The organism is Neptuniibacter sp. QD34_54, from assembly GCF_047778055.1.
Taxonomy (GTDB): domain Bacteria; phylum Pseudomonadota; class Gammaproteobacteria; order Pseudomonadales; family Balneatricaceae; genus Neptuniibacter.
The window spans coordinates 1,206,283-1,219,690 of record NZ_CP180546.1 but is presented as its reverse complement, the minus strand read 5'-3'; the positions used below and the strand labels follow the sequence as shown (position 1 = coordinate 1,219,690).

Here is a 13,408-nt window from a genome sequence, read left to right as displayed (position 1 = left end):
TGCGAATATAAGTGGATCTGGGGTATCATTCACTCTGTTATAAAAAATGCACTATTCATAACTATAAGTTGATATAAAAATCGACAGAAGCTGCAAATTGGGGATGAAGTCTGGATTAAGTCAAACAAATGAACCGAAGAGTTCGTAGACTAATCCGTTGTGAGCCCATAGATAAAAACAATACAGCGCTTCGGAGTGTTAACTTGAACGAGACCAACAACGCGACCTTAGATCCGGAAACATTGGAACTTATGAGAACCAATGCCGGCAAGGCTGCAAAATTAATGAAAGCGCTAGGCAATGAAAGTCGACTACTCATCCTATGCTATCTGGATGGGAAGGAGCTTTCAGTTACTGAACTGAATAATTGCCTAGATTTAAGCCAGTCTGCTTTATCCCAGCACCTGGCAGTACTAAGGAAAGATGGACTAGTGAAAACCCGTCGGGAATCACAAACCATCTATTATTCCCTACAAGGGGATACTGCGAAACGGATTATTCACACCCTACATGAGATGTTCTGTGCTTCTCTTTAAAATAAAGGCCGCTTAGCGGCCTTTTTTTATGCCTATCCAATACACTAGTCACAACAGTATTTCCTTGCTTTTTATAACGCCTCCAGTCAACCTAGACTTTCCAGCCAACGGATTGAAAATGCTTTAACACTTATGGACTTACTACCGGGAAAAGCGCTCTCAGATCTTTTTAATCACGCGACTAAATGGCTTGCTAATCTCTACCGCGCCAACGAAGCACGCAAGCAAGAATCTATCGTTGCTCTTAGAAGTGTCATCACTGCAGCACGTGAGACCGCAGTCTATATGCGCCAGTTAGATGATTGCGGTAAACGGGACCATAAAACAGAGCGCCACCTATCCCTGTTATGGACAAAACTTGGCTTTACCCTCGAAGACCTTGGGATTGATAAGTTAGCCAAACGTTGCCAAATCAGTGGTAAACACTGGTCTAATCCCGATCACTATGACCCTGCCTTTTTGAAAAAAGCCGACATCAGTCTAGATAAGATGGAAAAACTAGCCCGTACGCTGCTAACACAACTAAATCCCTAAGCTTTAAAAAAGCACTTTTGTTCAAGCTTTCTTGTTTAAAACCTCACCCCCAAAAAAACCTCCTACAATTTTTGGCAACTTCCCCATTCTCTGACTATATTCAAATTCATTACAGTTTTATGACATGGAAGTAAGCCCACGACAAGGAGGTAGCTATGTCCATCCGCCGCGCTTTTATTCTTGTTTCCCTGTTGGTCATTGTTGCTATGGCTGCTATGACTTGGATGCTCTGGCAGACCAGCAGCCGTATTTCTGGTTTGGGTCAGCAATACGCTGTTGCTAAGGGCCTCACCAACGACATGTTAATGCTACGTCGACACGAGAAAGACTTTCTCTTACGCAAACAACTTAAATACGTGGATAAGTTTGAAAAACGTATTGCTCTTATGCGTAACAATATCGACTCACTTGCATCACAATTAACCTACGCCCCAGAAGTTCAAAAAGACTTAGGCGCAGCACAACATCAGCTCGATATTTACCAACAAAAACTGATAGCTCTGGTAGAGCTCGATAAAAAAATTGGCCTTGATAAGGACAGTGGCTTACGTGGAGCCTTTAATCAGGCAGAAAGAACACTCCATCAAAAAGTAGCCAACACCGGTGATAGTCAGGCAATCTCTAAGATATTGCACCTTATCTTGTTAGAAAATGACTTCCAAAATAGTTACGACCTCAACTCAAAGACTCTGCTGCGCGAAAGCCTAAAAAATACCCATAACTACATGCAGCAAGTCAATCTGCCTGCCGCTGACAGTGTAAAGACATTTGAAGACACCGCCCATGCTTTGGCAGAAGCACTGCAACAACGTGGTTTAGACCAAAATTCAGGATTACGCGGTGAACTTCGCAGCAGTATTCATGAAGTAGAATCTTTATTTGGGGGCATCTACACCGACCTTGAAGGTGCTATTTCTAACGCTTTGCATACCTCGCGAATGCAAGGTGTCGGCATGGCAACAGCCCTCACAGCCATCATCGCTGGCTTACTCTTATGGCAGACCTTCCGCGTACTTAATCGCTTACAAACCGCTAATTCCAAAATGTCTAATATCAGCCATGGCGGTGGTGATCTCACCCAACATCTAGACCTCCCAGGTCAAGATGAAGTGACCGAGCTCGCTCATTCGGTTAATGATTTTATTGATACCACGGCAGGACTGGTTCGCGAAATAAAAGAGAAAGGCGAGACAGTAGAAAGCAGCGCACATCATTCCGTTGAGCTGAGTAAACGCTCCCAAACGGCCATAGAGGAACAGCGCAATAATACAATCGCAGTGAACCAAGCCGTGCAAGAACTCGTCACTGCAGTAGAGCTAATTGCATCCAGCAGTACCCAAGTTCAAGACAGTGTTAGCAATGCTGATCAACAGATGAATGAAGGTAGCCAGATCATGGCTGAAACCCACCAGCAGATGGAAAAGCTTACCAACAATATCAGCCGAAGCAGCGATCTAATGCACTCACTCAGCCAATCAAGCACTAAGATCGGCAATGTCATAAGCGTAATCAGAGATATCACTGAGCAAACTAACTTGCTCGCGCTTAACGCCGCAATTGAAGCCGCCCGAGCAGGCGATAAAGGCCGTGGATTTGCAGTAGTTGCGGACGAAGTGAGAACACTGGCGCAACGCACGCAAAGCAGTACTGTAGAGATTGAATCGATGATTGAAACCCTACAGCAGCATGTCACAGAATCTGAAGTAGCCATGCAAAGCAGCTTGAAGCTTAGTGAAACGATGAACAACTCCATTGGCGCAGCCAATTCAACAATGCAATCCAACAAAGATGCCATGGATGAGATACGCGAAATGGTGATTCAAATTGCTGGAGCAACCGAGGAGCAGATGTACACAGTCAAAGGCGTAGAAGATGCAACACAGCGGATCTCCTCCTCTGCTGAGCAACTACTGTCCGACTCATGCGAGAGCTGTAGGAACTGCGAGTGCTTAGAAACCCAAGCTCATCAGATGCGCGAGGACGTCTCTAAATTTATTGTGTAATTCAGAACAGCTTGATCTAGTCAGCCCCAACTGGCTGGATCAAGTTCTTTCTAAACCCCAAAATGAACTTAGTCGGAACAACCTTGAGTCAAAATAACATTCACCTCAGCACAGGACTGTCTTAACTCTCGCCACGGCCGATATTCATCGGAATCATACCAAGCTTTAAACAACTCCACTGATGGAAATTCTTGAATAACTATAAGGTTACTATCCCAGCTGCCCTCTAATACTTCGCCGAAATCGCCTTTGACTAGAAACTTACCGCCGAATTTTTCCAATGTTGGAACATGGCCTACCACATATTCATAGAACTTCTTCTTATCGTAAATTTTGACAATATTCACAATGTTGTAAGCTTTGGACATACAGAAAACTCCACTTACCTTGGATAGGATTAAAAAGGCTAAGGGATTAACAACTTAAACCATAACCAATCACTTGTTCGGCTATATCAATCGAAAAATCACACAAATAGCTGTCATCCGACTTTTCAAAATAGCAGCGCATATCCTTCACCGATTTACTCGGTAGTCCTGTGCATTCATCAATCACCACATCAACATCCATCGCTTGATAGAGATCCTGAGCCACCTTACCCGTTAGGCTAAAACGAAGATGCGTCTTAAGAGGTGTACTGGGATCTGGGTCGATAAGTTCGGAACCAGTTAGCACATAACTACCTTCAATTTGAGACCAGTTATCTTGAGCTATTACATGAAGAGGGAATAGACACAGAGAAATTAACAATAAATTTTTCATTCTAACCTGCGCTTATCAACCAGCTATTCGTTAAACCTTACCCTCTTTTGTTTCTCGGTGCTCTTTTAACTGAGCTTCTCTAATACGAGCAATACGATTTTTCTGGCGAATATAGATTAAGAGATAAATCAGAAATGAAATCAGGGTTAGTGCTGTTGCCCCCCACCTGACGAACTCAGGCATCCAGAAAAACCACGAGAAGAAACAAGACATTATCAGCAGCGTAAATAAGCCACCGACCACTCGCAATTTTAATTGGTGCTGATTGAATTTAATCTGCTCGTTTAACCCGTCAGGTCCTTTAAGCCTTTGCCCAGCATTTTTTATATCCCTTAAACCAATACCTAACTCACCACCACCTGATGACTCAGCCATAGCTCCTCCTTGAAAGTTATTATTTACGAGGCAAACAATAGATATCATCAACCCCAAACTTTACTCCATTATTGAAACGTCATCTTACTTGAGCGTTTAATCCTCAGCCAATATATCAATTCGCCTCATAGAACACTGAAAAAAAGTACTGAAGTCTGATCTTAGTGGGGCTCTTGAGGTATAAACTTTATTATCAAAACTGTTTATTTTGCTAAAACAAGCCTCCCTAGCTTTAGTTTGGAAATTTGATTTACATTGCTCGACAGAACCAAAACCATTAGCTAGATCTTTACCGTTTATTTCACATACATTAATTACGGCATTCCTAAACGCGACCTCAACTTCACTTGGGTAAACGGTCTCCGTTGAGACTTTATCAAGCAGCTCTTTGACGGTGATATTTGGATCAACTTGTGATGACTGCGCTTGGTACACGTACATACCTGCACCAATGATTCCTACAACTAATATTAAATTCTTCATAATTCATCCTTGAACACTAAGATTAAATGGATTGTGGACAGATTTTCACTCCGCCTCCATTTACCCTATTAATAACACAAACCCTTCCTAACTGGCGATAACGCCAAAACTGTCTCAATATTAAAATATGGATGTTTCATTATTCTCTACACCAATCAATCTATTCTGGTCCCTTCTTATCGCCTTGGCTCTAGGCTTGATCATAGGCATTGAGCGTGGATGGTCTCAACGCCATCGCTCTGAGGGAAGCCGTATTGCAGGGATTCGCACCTTTGCTTTGACTGGATTATATGGCGGTTTATGCGCTGCACTTGCCAAGGACTTTTCAAGTTGGCTACTTGGGTTCGGCTTAATTCCGCTGATTATTATTCTCGCCGTCGCCTTCAGTATCCGTCATAAAGAGAGCAACACCGTTAGTATCACGGGTATTGTTGGCCTATTAATTACCTATACGCTTGGAGCGCTCGCCGTGTCTGGGGAACCTGTTATTGCCTCGGCAGCCGCCGTGATCGTAGCGTTGATTCTGGATGGTAAGCCCGAGCTGCATTCGGCACTTCATAAGCTTGAAGAGTATGAACTAGACGCTGGCTTAAGGCTGTTATTAATCTCAATAGTCTTGCTACCGATCCTACCTGATGAGGGCTATGGCCCTTGGAACGCCATTAATCCTTATGAGATCTGGTGGCTAGTCGTACTGATCGCCAGCATCTCTTTTCTAGGCTATTTTGCAATCCGAATTGGAGGAGCTCGGCGTGGTATTATGTTCACGTCCGTTTTTGCAGGGCTAAGTTCTTCAACTGCATTAACGATCCAATTCTCTAACCTCTCTAGGGAACAACGCTCCCTCTGCCCACTACTAGCAAGCGGAATTCTGTTCAGTTGTGGAACAATGTTCCCTCGAATTCTAATGGTATTGCTCGTCATCAATGCTCCACTAACATATCAGCTATGGCCCTCTATGCTTATTATGATGGTTGGTTTCTATCTTCCTGCGCTCTGGATATGGCTTAAATACAGTGATGGAGAAACGAACAGCATCAAAACTCAACGTAACCCACTAGCACTAAGCTCTGCGGTCTTCTTTGGGTTTGTCTTAATGCTGGTAATGCTGCTCTCACAAGCACTAACAGAGTGGTTTGGAGATACAGGAACACTGCTTTTATCAGCCATCGCAGGTTTAACCGATGTTGATCCCATTACTCTGACACTAGGCAGACAGACACCTAAATCGATAGACGTAGAAATTGCTTTAGCTGGAATATTTATAGCGGCTACAGTGAATAGCTTAGTTAAGATGCTGATCGTAATATTTGCCGGTGACAGATCCTTATCGATTCGAACAGCACCGGCAATGCTTGGCGCCATCTTACTTGGCGCTCTGACTATTTATGCTACGCATCTAGCATAAATACCCCTAACGGCCACACAAGGTAATTAAAGCAACACGAGGAACATTTGGGAATAACTAACTATATTCCCATCAAAATTATCCGACGCCTTTTAATTTATATCCCATTCCATAAACCGTTTGTACGATTCTGGGAGCTCCTAAATCTTTTTCCATTTTTTGTCTTAAGACCGAAAGAAACTGATCCAAAGTTCGGCTATTAGGTAGATAAGCTCTACCCCAACATTTGTCCAAAATTTCGTCTTTCGATAGTACTCGCCCTCCACTTGCGTGAAGCAGCTGTAAAAACTCAAGTTCACGCTTACTCAAGCAGACTTTTTCATCAACATAGCTTAGTAGCATACAGTCAGTATCAACGGTTAACTCACCTAGTTGAAATGTTTTCGATTGTGCAGGCTCTCTCGATTTAAGGTACTGTTCTCGCCGAGCCAAAGCAGTGACCCGTGCAATTAGCTCATCAGGGTTAAAAGGCTTTGTCATGTAATCATCAGCACCTAATCGAAAACCTTCGATCTTATCAACTTGCTCATCAAATGCAGTAAGAAGAAGCACTGGCTGAAATAAGCCTCTTTCACGCATAACTGCACAAAGCTCTATGCCACTCAGATAGGGCATCATCACATCGAAAATGCATAAGTCAGGTTTGTATTCACCAAGCTGATACAGTGCATCTTTACCATTTTTCACGGTATGACATTCAAAACCTTCTTTTTGTAATAACAGCGCCAAGCCTTGGTTTAGATGAAGATCATCATCAGCAATTAATACTTTCATTGGCTTTCTTCTATCGGCAATTGAATGGTAAAAACGGAGTGCTCTACATTTTGGTAACTTATCTGACCACCTGCATTTTCTATAAGCTGTTTTGTTACAACAAGGCCAAGACCAAACCCTTCTTCGCTTTTAGTTTTCTGGGGATCATATTGGAACAAACTTGTTTGGCGCTCTGCTGTGATGCCGTCCCCGCCATCTCTGCAGGTTATCATCAAGCTATCGTTTTGTAGCAAAAAATCCAGTTGCGCAGGCTGGTGCGGCGCGTATTTAATAAGGTTATCAACGAGATTTACCACCGAGCATTCAAGGGCTTCACGAGCTACTGTCACCTTAGCTGTACATTGAATATCAATGGTCAAATCGATACCACTATGTTTCAGTCGTGGCTCAAAAGGGTTAATCAGCTGATGGATAAAAGGCTCTAAATCAAGGGTCTCAAGTTTAGGCTTACTCACCAGGTCAGCATGTTCGAATAATATGGCGTTATTTAAAAAGCGTCGCATACGAAAAAATTCAGCATCAAATACATCCATATAACCTAATGTTTCTTTATGCGACTCGCTTCGGCGAACAAGATCTGAATAAAGCCTCAGATTTGCTAGCGGCGTTTTAAACTCGTGTGCAACTAATCTCAAAAAATCAGTCTTTCTTTCATTTTCTTTAATAGAGCATCGCTGTACCCAATATAACCAAGCCCCAAGCCCTAGCATGAGTACAATTAGAGGAAATAAGATGGCTACATATACAGGTTGAAGGTGTTGTGTGTCGGCATCGAGTGGTTGGTATATAAGTTGCCAATCGATAAAAATTCCACTTAAGGGCCAAGTTAGATTGGCACCGTGCTGTTCAAGGTTAGCCTTTTCCTTATTATTTTGTGAAACTGAACTTAACTGAAACTGATCTGTTTGATCAATTCTGGGTAAAGCATCTTTCAACTCTTCTGCTAACCATCGCTGCTTAAGCAAAACACAGTAATTTAATTCTGATTGCCAACAATGTAACAAGCGAAGATCTGAAGAATACCCTAGCGATAATGTAATAGGCTCTGACACTAAAGAAATATCTTGTATTTGCTTTTCTATAACGGCTTCAAACTGATCGAGTAGGTATTGCTCTCGCGGCAATGCTTGGATTTTATCAGGGGGAAAAACTCTATTTAGTTGATCATCGTAGATCAAAGTTAAATCGATAGCACCGTCGCTCATCACCAATTTTCGGAGATCATGACGACTACCATTTTTAGACTCAATCGACTCTCTTACTTTACGGAAAGCACTCTCTATCTCTTGGGCAAGCTGGATTTCGATTGCCTTCATCGTCATTTCCTGACGATGCTGTGATTCTATTTGTTTTAAAGCGGTCTCTTGGTTAAGAGCTCTTACTCCTAGTAAAGCCAACGTTATTGTTGATATGAGCATTAACAATAAAAGTGCCAAATTTGGCGATGATATCCCTCTCATTTTATCTAAAAAAATCCCCTCAAAAAGGAGACAGGTTTTTACCACCTGCCTCAAGCGCTCATCAAAAATCAGATTGAGACTTTTAAAACTGAGGTTTGTTTATATACCGGATGAAACGGGATAACAAATGTAAGTCACAAAGAGTAAGAAGGCCCACAAACCTATTTCTAAGGTTTCTGTAATAGGCTGTATCTTCCGAATTGCCCCATAAATATGCACTACTAACATTAATGTGAAGACGACAGCCAACATATCAAATGTGAACTGCAAACCACCCTCTGTATAAGCGCCTTTGAGAATAAAAAACTCAACCACTAATACAAATGCGCCTACACAACGTCCGAAGTATTCTGCTAGATCAGTGTCTTCAGGAACCCTCCACATCATCAACTTAGCCCAAGTCAAAGGCACAAAAAACAACGGGAGTGCAAAAGTCACCGTGGTTATCGATCCCAACACCCATAGATAAGTTAAAGCGAACTCCGAATATTGCCCTAGCATTTCAATTTTCCTTATTAGAATTTTGAAACGTAGGCTAATCGCATTTAAAAAGAAGAATGTCAGTGAATTGTAAGGATTGGATTGTGAAGTCTAATACTTTACGGCTAAAAATTAGGACGGGCACTTTCGAGACCATCACCCCAGTTTCCACGGGGTAACTAATAAACATCAGTTGCCTAATTAATGAGGCAACTGAAGGCGCATGCGCTGCCAATCTTCCGTGGGTGTATTCAGCATCATTTTCATATCGACTACGTCTTCTTCGATATTGAAGCTGTTCTCAAAACCCAGTTTCTTAGCCAAGTTTTGCATGCCTTTGTTGTTCGGCAGTGTCGAGCCAATTATCTGCAGTGTTCCTCTGCTGCGGCAGTAATCAACAATTTTGCTCATTAAGGCGACGCCCAGGCCTTCGCCTTGAAGATCATCGCGAATCACGACACTAAATTCGGCTCGAACGTTATCGGCATCGGTCACTGCTCTTACTACACCTAAAGTTTCCATCTCTTTAGAACCTTCACGTGGAACAGAAATAATAAATGCCATCTCACGGTCGTAATCAATCTGAGTCCAGTTCGCTAGTTCCTGATGGGTCGGTACACCACGGCTGTAGAAGTAACGTAGACGGATAGATTGCGGGCTAAGTTTGTTATAGAACTCGAGATGGTTTGGTTCATCTTCACCACGAATCGCACGCATAATCGCCTTGCGGCCAGAGCGTTTAAGAGTAATCTCTTCGGTGAGATGTTCAGGATAAGGAGAGATCGATAGATCACCTTCATCAGTAGAAATCGATACCGAAACATCAGTCGCCAACAGACCTGCTTTATTAACCAATAGCGGATTGATCTCTAGGCATTTAAGGTTCGGTAGATCGACCACCATCTCAGAAAGATTCAGTAGCAATTTACACAACTGCTTCATATCTTGCTCAGGACGATAGCTGTTTTCTTCGAGAATTTTGCAAATACGTGACTGGCGAATTAACTGATGTGCCAATGCCATATTCAACGGTGGCAACATCACATGACGATCAGAGAGTACATCAACCGTATGCCCACCCGCACCAAATACAATCACTGGGCCAAAGGTAGGATCTCGGGTGATACCTACATTGATCTGTAAGGATTGGAAACCACGCTTCATCTGCTGAATACAGAAACCCATCTGTTGCTCTGGGCCATAGCTCTCACCTACTCGATAAGAGAGTTGAGTAGTCGCATGTTCTATCTCTGAGGCTGAATAGAGATCTTGGGCAATATCTTTCCAACGTAAACTACCCTGCTCATCGTAACTAAACGGGTAAACGTTATCTGTGTGCAGCGCTTTAACTCTAACAGAGTTTTCAATGTTCCTCGCCAGTTTCACGACATCATTAATATTATCGCTGTAGTAAGTATTCGAAACTGGGATGTCGTAGAGATCTAATAACGCACAAGCTTCTTTATGCTGTAAATAGTCTCGATTTTCCGCCAAAGCGTTTTGGATCAGATCTCTAGCCTTAACATGGTTAGGCGTATTTTGCTCGATGTAAGGAGGGGGCGTTTGACGCATCACCTCTTGGTTACGGCGAAATTCAACCATGTACATAAAAGCATCAATAGATTCTTCCGGCGTTAAGAAGGTCGAAAGACCGGCTGCGTTACAACGGTTACGTGCTTCTATCGCTGTTGCTCGGCCCATAAAACAGGTTAAGACATTACGTGGGGTTTTCTTAGCAACTTGAATAACCTGCTCTGCCGTTTCAACACCGGGCGCCAGGCGTGTCGGTGCATGCACCATCAGCACCACATCAACATTTTTATCTTTGGTAAGTAGACGTACAGCCTCGGCAAAACGCGCTGGGTCAGCATCGGCGTTTAAGTCTACCGGATTTGATCGATCCCAATGAGACGGAAGAATTTCAGCTAATGCTTCGACCGTTTCCTCAGTCAGATGCGCTAACTGACCATTTTTATTAAGCAAGTGCTCTGTCGCGAGTGCGTTTGGTCCCGTGCCATTAGACACAATCGCCAATCGTTCACCACGCATACGTTTCATATGCGTTAAGGTTTCTAACGCGTTGAATAGTTCATCAGAGGTTTCAACACGTACAACACCTGCACGTCGCAGTGCGGCATCGTACACCTGATCATCATCATAGATACCTGGTGCGAGTTCTGTACCGGATTTTTCGCCACTAAAAGTATCGTTTTTAAGTACCAGTACCAGTTTGTTTCGTGATGCAGAACGAACAGCTGATAAAAAATCCCTAGCGGAACCATCTACTCGATTCAGCTGCAATAAAATCGCATGGGTATAAGGATCTTGAGCGAGATAATCGATCACCGAAGGCAGATCGACATCGGCGCCACCACCTAAAGTAAGGAAATGAGAAAAGCCAATCTCCTGGCCGGTGGCCCAATCGATCATGGCCGTCCCTAAAATACCGGACTGGCCAACATAAGCGACCTTCCCTTTTAGGATATTCACATGAGAATAGCTGGCATTCATATTATGGCCGGGTACCAGCATGCCCATACAATCTGGCCCTAATATTCTGATGCCATAAGGTTTAGCTGCTTGCCTAACCTGATCACGCAAAGTTTGATGATTTTCATCTTCAATGGAAAGACCACCGGTTAAGATCATGGCAGCCTTCACCATACTCGCGCCAAGTGCGCGAATGATATCTGCCACAGTTTCCGGTGGGGAACAAATAATTGCTAACTCGGGCATTTCAGGTAGTTGATTCAGTTGGCTATAACATTTAACGCCATGAACTGAGTCATACCCCTGAGAATTTACCGCGTATAACGAACCCTTAAAGCCGCTTTCTTGTAAATTTTGAAGAACCACGCCTCCCATACTATTTTCGCGGGCAGATGCACCAAATACAGCGATAGATGCTGGTTTAAAAAAGCGTTTAAGATATTTTGTAGACACGCCAGTAATCCCTCGTAAACGGATAGAGTGCAGTGTACTCCTTTCTGCACTGCAGCAAAACAAAAACTATATACCAAGGTCTTATAAAAAACAGTACTTTCACTACTTATGAGTAAGATCAATTTTTGTAGCAGTAGCTGACTGGTTACTAAGTTTCCAGCTTTATACGTTTTTGCTATCTAAATGGGCTCTTTACAGGCCAACATTCATTTCAGCAGATTCTTAAACCACGCTCAATAGGGCTTGTTACGGGCGTTTAGCTCAATCCCTCTTTATTCTCAAACTTGGCACTTCAGTTGCAGTTACCTTAGAAACGAGAGTACGTACCCACAGCCTCTCCTCATCCATAAAAATTAAAAAGGATAATCTAATGAGGACAACTTCCACCCGATTTAAATCCAGTCTAGCGCTAATCGCCGGTTCACTAATTGCCCCATCAGCTTTTGCTCACAGTAATCTATTAATGGAATCCAGTTTGATCTCCGGCTTATTACACCCATTAACTGGGATCGACCACCTTCTAGCACTGTTGGCAGTAGGTTTCTGGGCGGGCCAACAGCAACTGAAAGATAATCGCTTAGTGCCTTTCACGCTTTTCAGCATGCTATTAATTGGCTTTTTCCTAGCCCTTAACGGCCTGATGTTCCCTGCAATAGAAACAGGCATCGCTGTTTCTGTATTAGTGTTGGGGCTCATGGTATCCAAAGTTATTAATCTAAAAAGCGTCGTAGCCTTGCCACTGATTGCAGTGTTCGCGATCTATCACGGTTCAGCTCATGGCGCGGAATTAGGTTCTGCCGGTGTCGCAGCTTTTGCATCAGGCTTTATGTTGAGTACTGCACTGCTATTTGGGGCAGGCAAGACGTTAGCTGATCAGATCAACCGCACGATTCCAAAACTAAATGCTTGGGCCGGAACAGGAATCGCACTGTTTGGCGCTATGTTTCTGATCGCTTGACCAACTATTGTAGCGAGATAGCCATCCACTTCTGCTATTTCGTTATTCGCTGGCAATGATTGTCTAACTTATTGCCAGCACCTTTCTTTGCTTCACCACACCCAAAGTGCTTTGTCGGGTAATTTTTACCCGACTTTTTTCTCGTTTGAGACTTTAGCTAACATATTCAGCATAAATCCTTTCCAATTTCTAAATCTGTACCATACTCAGGCTATATAGAGATCGATTTGTTTATCCCTGAGGCAAAGATATGAGTCACCAAGGCCCCATAAATAGCGAATCTAATCAACAGACCCGGTCTGATGAATCCATACTTGAAGACGAGTTACTAGCGCCTGAAGAGCTATCGACCATTTACAAGAAAGAGAGCATCAATCCAGCTAAGCGCCGTCGTTTAGAAGCTATGCGTGAAGAGAAAGAGCTGCAAAAAGATCTGCGTGAAATTTTCGACGATGACGACTGGAAAGACTAACTAGAAAGAAGCTTAGATTGATTTAATAATGACACGCATCTGCCTGTGTTATTAAGCACAGGCAGATGGTTTGTGCTCAGTTATTTCCGACTCAGGCTGGACTATATCCAGTAAATAAATTTCGTGTTCTGTGAATTCAAACATCGTATTACATAGCTGACAGCGATAGATGCTGCTACTTGGTGACGCTCTTTGCACGTTCAGATGTTGATGGGGTTCA

Annotated in this window: 14 protein-coding genes; 6 read left to right on the top strand and 8 right to left on the bottom strand. The window is 43.1% G+C overall.

Annotated elements, in window-relative coordinates:
• Positions 1-251: 251 nt before the first annotated feature.
• The 3 genes from ACMXYP_RS05445 to ACMXYP_RS05435 all read left to right on the top strand — a co-directional run bounded on the left by ACMXYP_RS05445 (position 252) and on the right by ACMXYP_RS05435 (position 3,073).
• Positions 252-536 (top strand): ArsR/SmtB family transcription factor, encoded by a 285-nt coding sequence (locus tag ACMXYP_RS05445; RefSeq protein ID WP_415884646.1) that lies wholly within the window; start codon positions 252-254, stop codon positions 534-536.
• A 132-nt stretch (positions 537-668) separates the two neighbouring features.
• Positions 669-1,070, top strand: a complete 402-nt coding sequence (locus tag ACMXYP_RS05440) for a hypothetical protein (RefSeq protein WP_415884001.1) — start codon at positions 669-671, stop codon at positions 1,068-1,070.
• 155 nt (positions 1,071-1,225) lie between these two features.
• Entirely contained in the window at positions 1,226-3,073 is a 1,848-nt protein-coding gene (locus tag ACMXYP_RS05435) for a methyl-accepting chemotaxis protein (protein WP_415884000.1), read from the top strand.
• A 68-nt stretch (positions 3,074-3,141) separates the two neighbouring features.
• Here the strand turns inward: ACMXYP_RS05435 and ACMXYP_RS05430 are convergent, their stop codons facing one another.
• The 4 genes from ACMXYP_RS05430 to ACMXYP_RS05415 all read right to left on the bottom strand — a co-directional run bounded on the left by ACMXYP_RS05430 (position 3,142) and on the right by ACMXYP_RS05415 (position 4,693).
• On the bottom strand, positions 3,142-3,441 hold the full coding sequence (locus ACMXYP_RS05430) for a DUF1330 domain-containing protein (RefSeq protein WP_415883999.1): 300 nt from the start codon (positions 3,439-3,441) through the stop codon (positions 3,142-3,144).
• 46 nt (positions 3,442-3,487) lie between these two features.
• Complete coding sequence (locus tag ACMXYP_RS05425; RefSeq protein WP_415883998.1) at positions 3,488-3,835, bottom strand: hypothetical protein; 348 nt, start codon at positions 3,833-3,835, stop codon at positions 3,488-3,490.
• 30 nt (positions 3,836-3,865) lie between these two features.
• Entirely contained in the window at positions 3,866-4,210 is a 345-nt protein-coding gene (locus tag ACMXYP_RS05420; protein WP_415883997.1) for a hypothetical protein, read from the bottom strand.
• 96 nt (positions 4,211-4,306) lie between these two features.
• A complete protein-coding gene (locus tag ACMXYP_RS05415; RefSeq protein ID WP_415883996.1) occupies positions 4,307-4,693 on the bottom strand; it encodes a hypothetical protein in 387 nt (128 codons plus the stop codon).
• A 127-nt stretch (positions 4,694-4,820) separates the two neighbouring features.
• Between ACMXYP_RS05415 and ACMXYP_RS05410 the strand changes: the two genes are divergently transcribed.
• The gene (locus ACMXYP_RS05410) at positions 4,821-6,101 is read left to right on the top strand and encodes an MgtC/SapB family protein (RefSeq protein WP_415883995.1); all 1,281 of its coding nucleotides are present in this window, start codon (positions 4,821-4,823) and stop codon (positions 6,099-6,101) included.
• A gap of 78 nt (positions 6,102-6,179) precedes the next feature.
• On the opposite strand, the gene ACMXYP_RS05405 is transcribed toward ACMXYP_RS05410, so the two are convergent.
• The 4 genes from ACMXYP_RS05405 to ACMXYP_RS05390 form a co-directional block, all read right to left on the bottom strand.
• A complete protein-coding gene (locus ACMXYP_RS05405; RefSeq protein WP_415883994.1) occupies positions 6,180-6,875 on the bottom strand; it encodes a response regulator transcription factor in 696 nt (231 codons plus the stop codon).
• Positions 6,872-8,380, bottom strand: a complete 1,509-nt coding sequence (locus ACMXYP_RS05400; protein WP_415884645.1) for a sensor histidine kinase — start codon at positions 8,378-8,380, stop codon at positions 6,872-6,874. The genes ACMXYP_RS05405 and ACMXYP_RS05400 overlap by 4 nt, the downstream gene beginning before the upstream one ends.
• A 54-nt stretch (positions 8,381-8,434) precedes the next feature.
• Complete coding sequence (locus ACMXYP_RS05395; protein WP_415883993.1) at positions 8,435-8,836, bottom strand: hypothetical protein; 402 nt, start codon at positions 8,834-8,836, stop codon at positions 8,435-8,437.
• A 180-nt stretch (positions 8,837-9,016) separates the two neighbouring features.
• On the bottom strand, positions 9,017-11,758 hold the full coding sequence (locus ACMXYP_RS05390) for a GNAT family N-acetyltransferase (protein ID WP_415883992.1): 2,742 nt from the start codon (positions 11,756-11,758) through the stop codon (positions 9,017-9,019).
• A 370-nt stretch (positions 11,759-12,128) separates the two neighbouring features.
• Here ACMXYP_RS05390 and ACMXYP_RS05385 point away from each other — a divergent pair, with 370 nt between their 5' ends.
• Together ACMXYP_RS05385 and ACMXYP_RS05380 are read left to right on the top strand one after the other, a co-directional pair.
• Positions 12,129-12,716 carry a HupE/UreJ family protein gene (locus tag ACMXYP_RS05385; RefSeq protein WP_415883991.1) on the top strand — a complete coding sequence of 196 codons (588 nt, stop codon included), beginning with the start codon at positions 12,129-12,131 and terminating at the stop codon, positions 12,714-12,716.
• Positions 12,717-12,966: 250 nt separating this feature from the next.
• Positions 12,967-13,188: a PA3496 family putative envelope integrity protein gene (locus tag ACMXYP_RS05380; RefSeq protein ID WP_415883990.1), complete on the top strand. Its 222-nt coding sequence runs from the start codon at positions 12,967-12,969 to the stop codon at positions 13,186-13,188.
• The last annotated feature ends 220 nt before the right edge of the window (positions 13,189-13,408 follow it).

Bases quoted from the DNA above. Each gene is read 5' to 3' on its own strand.
- ACMXYP_RS05385 (WP_415883991.1), top strand. From the start codon at position 12,129: ATGAGGACAACTTCCACCCGATTTAAATCCAGTCTAGCGCTAATCGCC.
- ACMXYP_RS05435 (WP_415884000.1), top strand. From the start codon at position 1,226: ATGTCCATCCGCCGCGCTTTTATTCTTGTTTCCCTGTTGGTCATTGTT.
- ACMXYP_RS05415 (WP_415883996.1), bottom strand. From the start codon at position 4,693: ATGAAGAATTTAATATTAGTTGTAGGAATCATTGGTGCAGGTATGTAC.
- ACMXYP_RS05445 (WP_415884646.1), top strand. From the start codon at position 252: ATGAGAACCAATGCCGGCAAGGCTGCAAAATTAATGAAAGCGCTAGGC.
- ACMXYP_RS05440 (WP_415884001.1), top strand. From the start codon at position 669: ATGGACTTACTACCGGGAAAAGCGCTCTCAGATCTTTTTAATCACGCG.
- ACMXYP_RS05380 (WP_415883990.1), top strand. From the start codon at position 12,967: ATGAGTCACCAAGGCCCCATAAATAGCGAATCTAATCAACAGACCCGG.
- ACMXYP_RS05395 (WP_415883993.1), bottom strand. From the start codon at position 8,836: ATGCTAGGGCAATATTCGGAGTTCGCTTTAACTTATCTATGGGTGTTG.
- ACMXYP_RS05410 (WP_415883995.1), top strand. From the start codon at position 4,821: ATGGATGTTTCATTATTCTCTACACCAATCAATCTATTCTGGTCCCTT.
- ACMXYP_RS05430 (WP_415883999.1), bottom strand. From the start codon at position 3,441: ATGTCCAAAGCTTACAACATTGTGAATATTGTCAAAATTTACGATAAG.
- ACMXYP_RS05420 (WP_415883997.1), bottom strand. From the start codon at position 4,210: ATGGCTGAGTCATCAGGTGGTGGTGAGTTAGGTATTGGTTTAAGGGAT.
- ACMXYP_RS05405 (WP_415883994.1), bottom strand. From the start codon at position 6,875: ATGAAAGTATTAATTGCTGATGATGATCTTCATCTAAACCAAGGCTTG.
- ACMXYP_RS05425 (WP_415883998.1), bottom strand. From the start codon at position 3,835: ATGAAAAATTTATTGTTAATTTCTCTGTGTCTATTCCCTCTTCATGTA.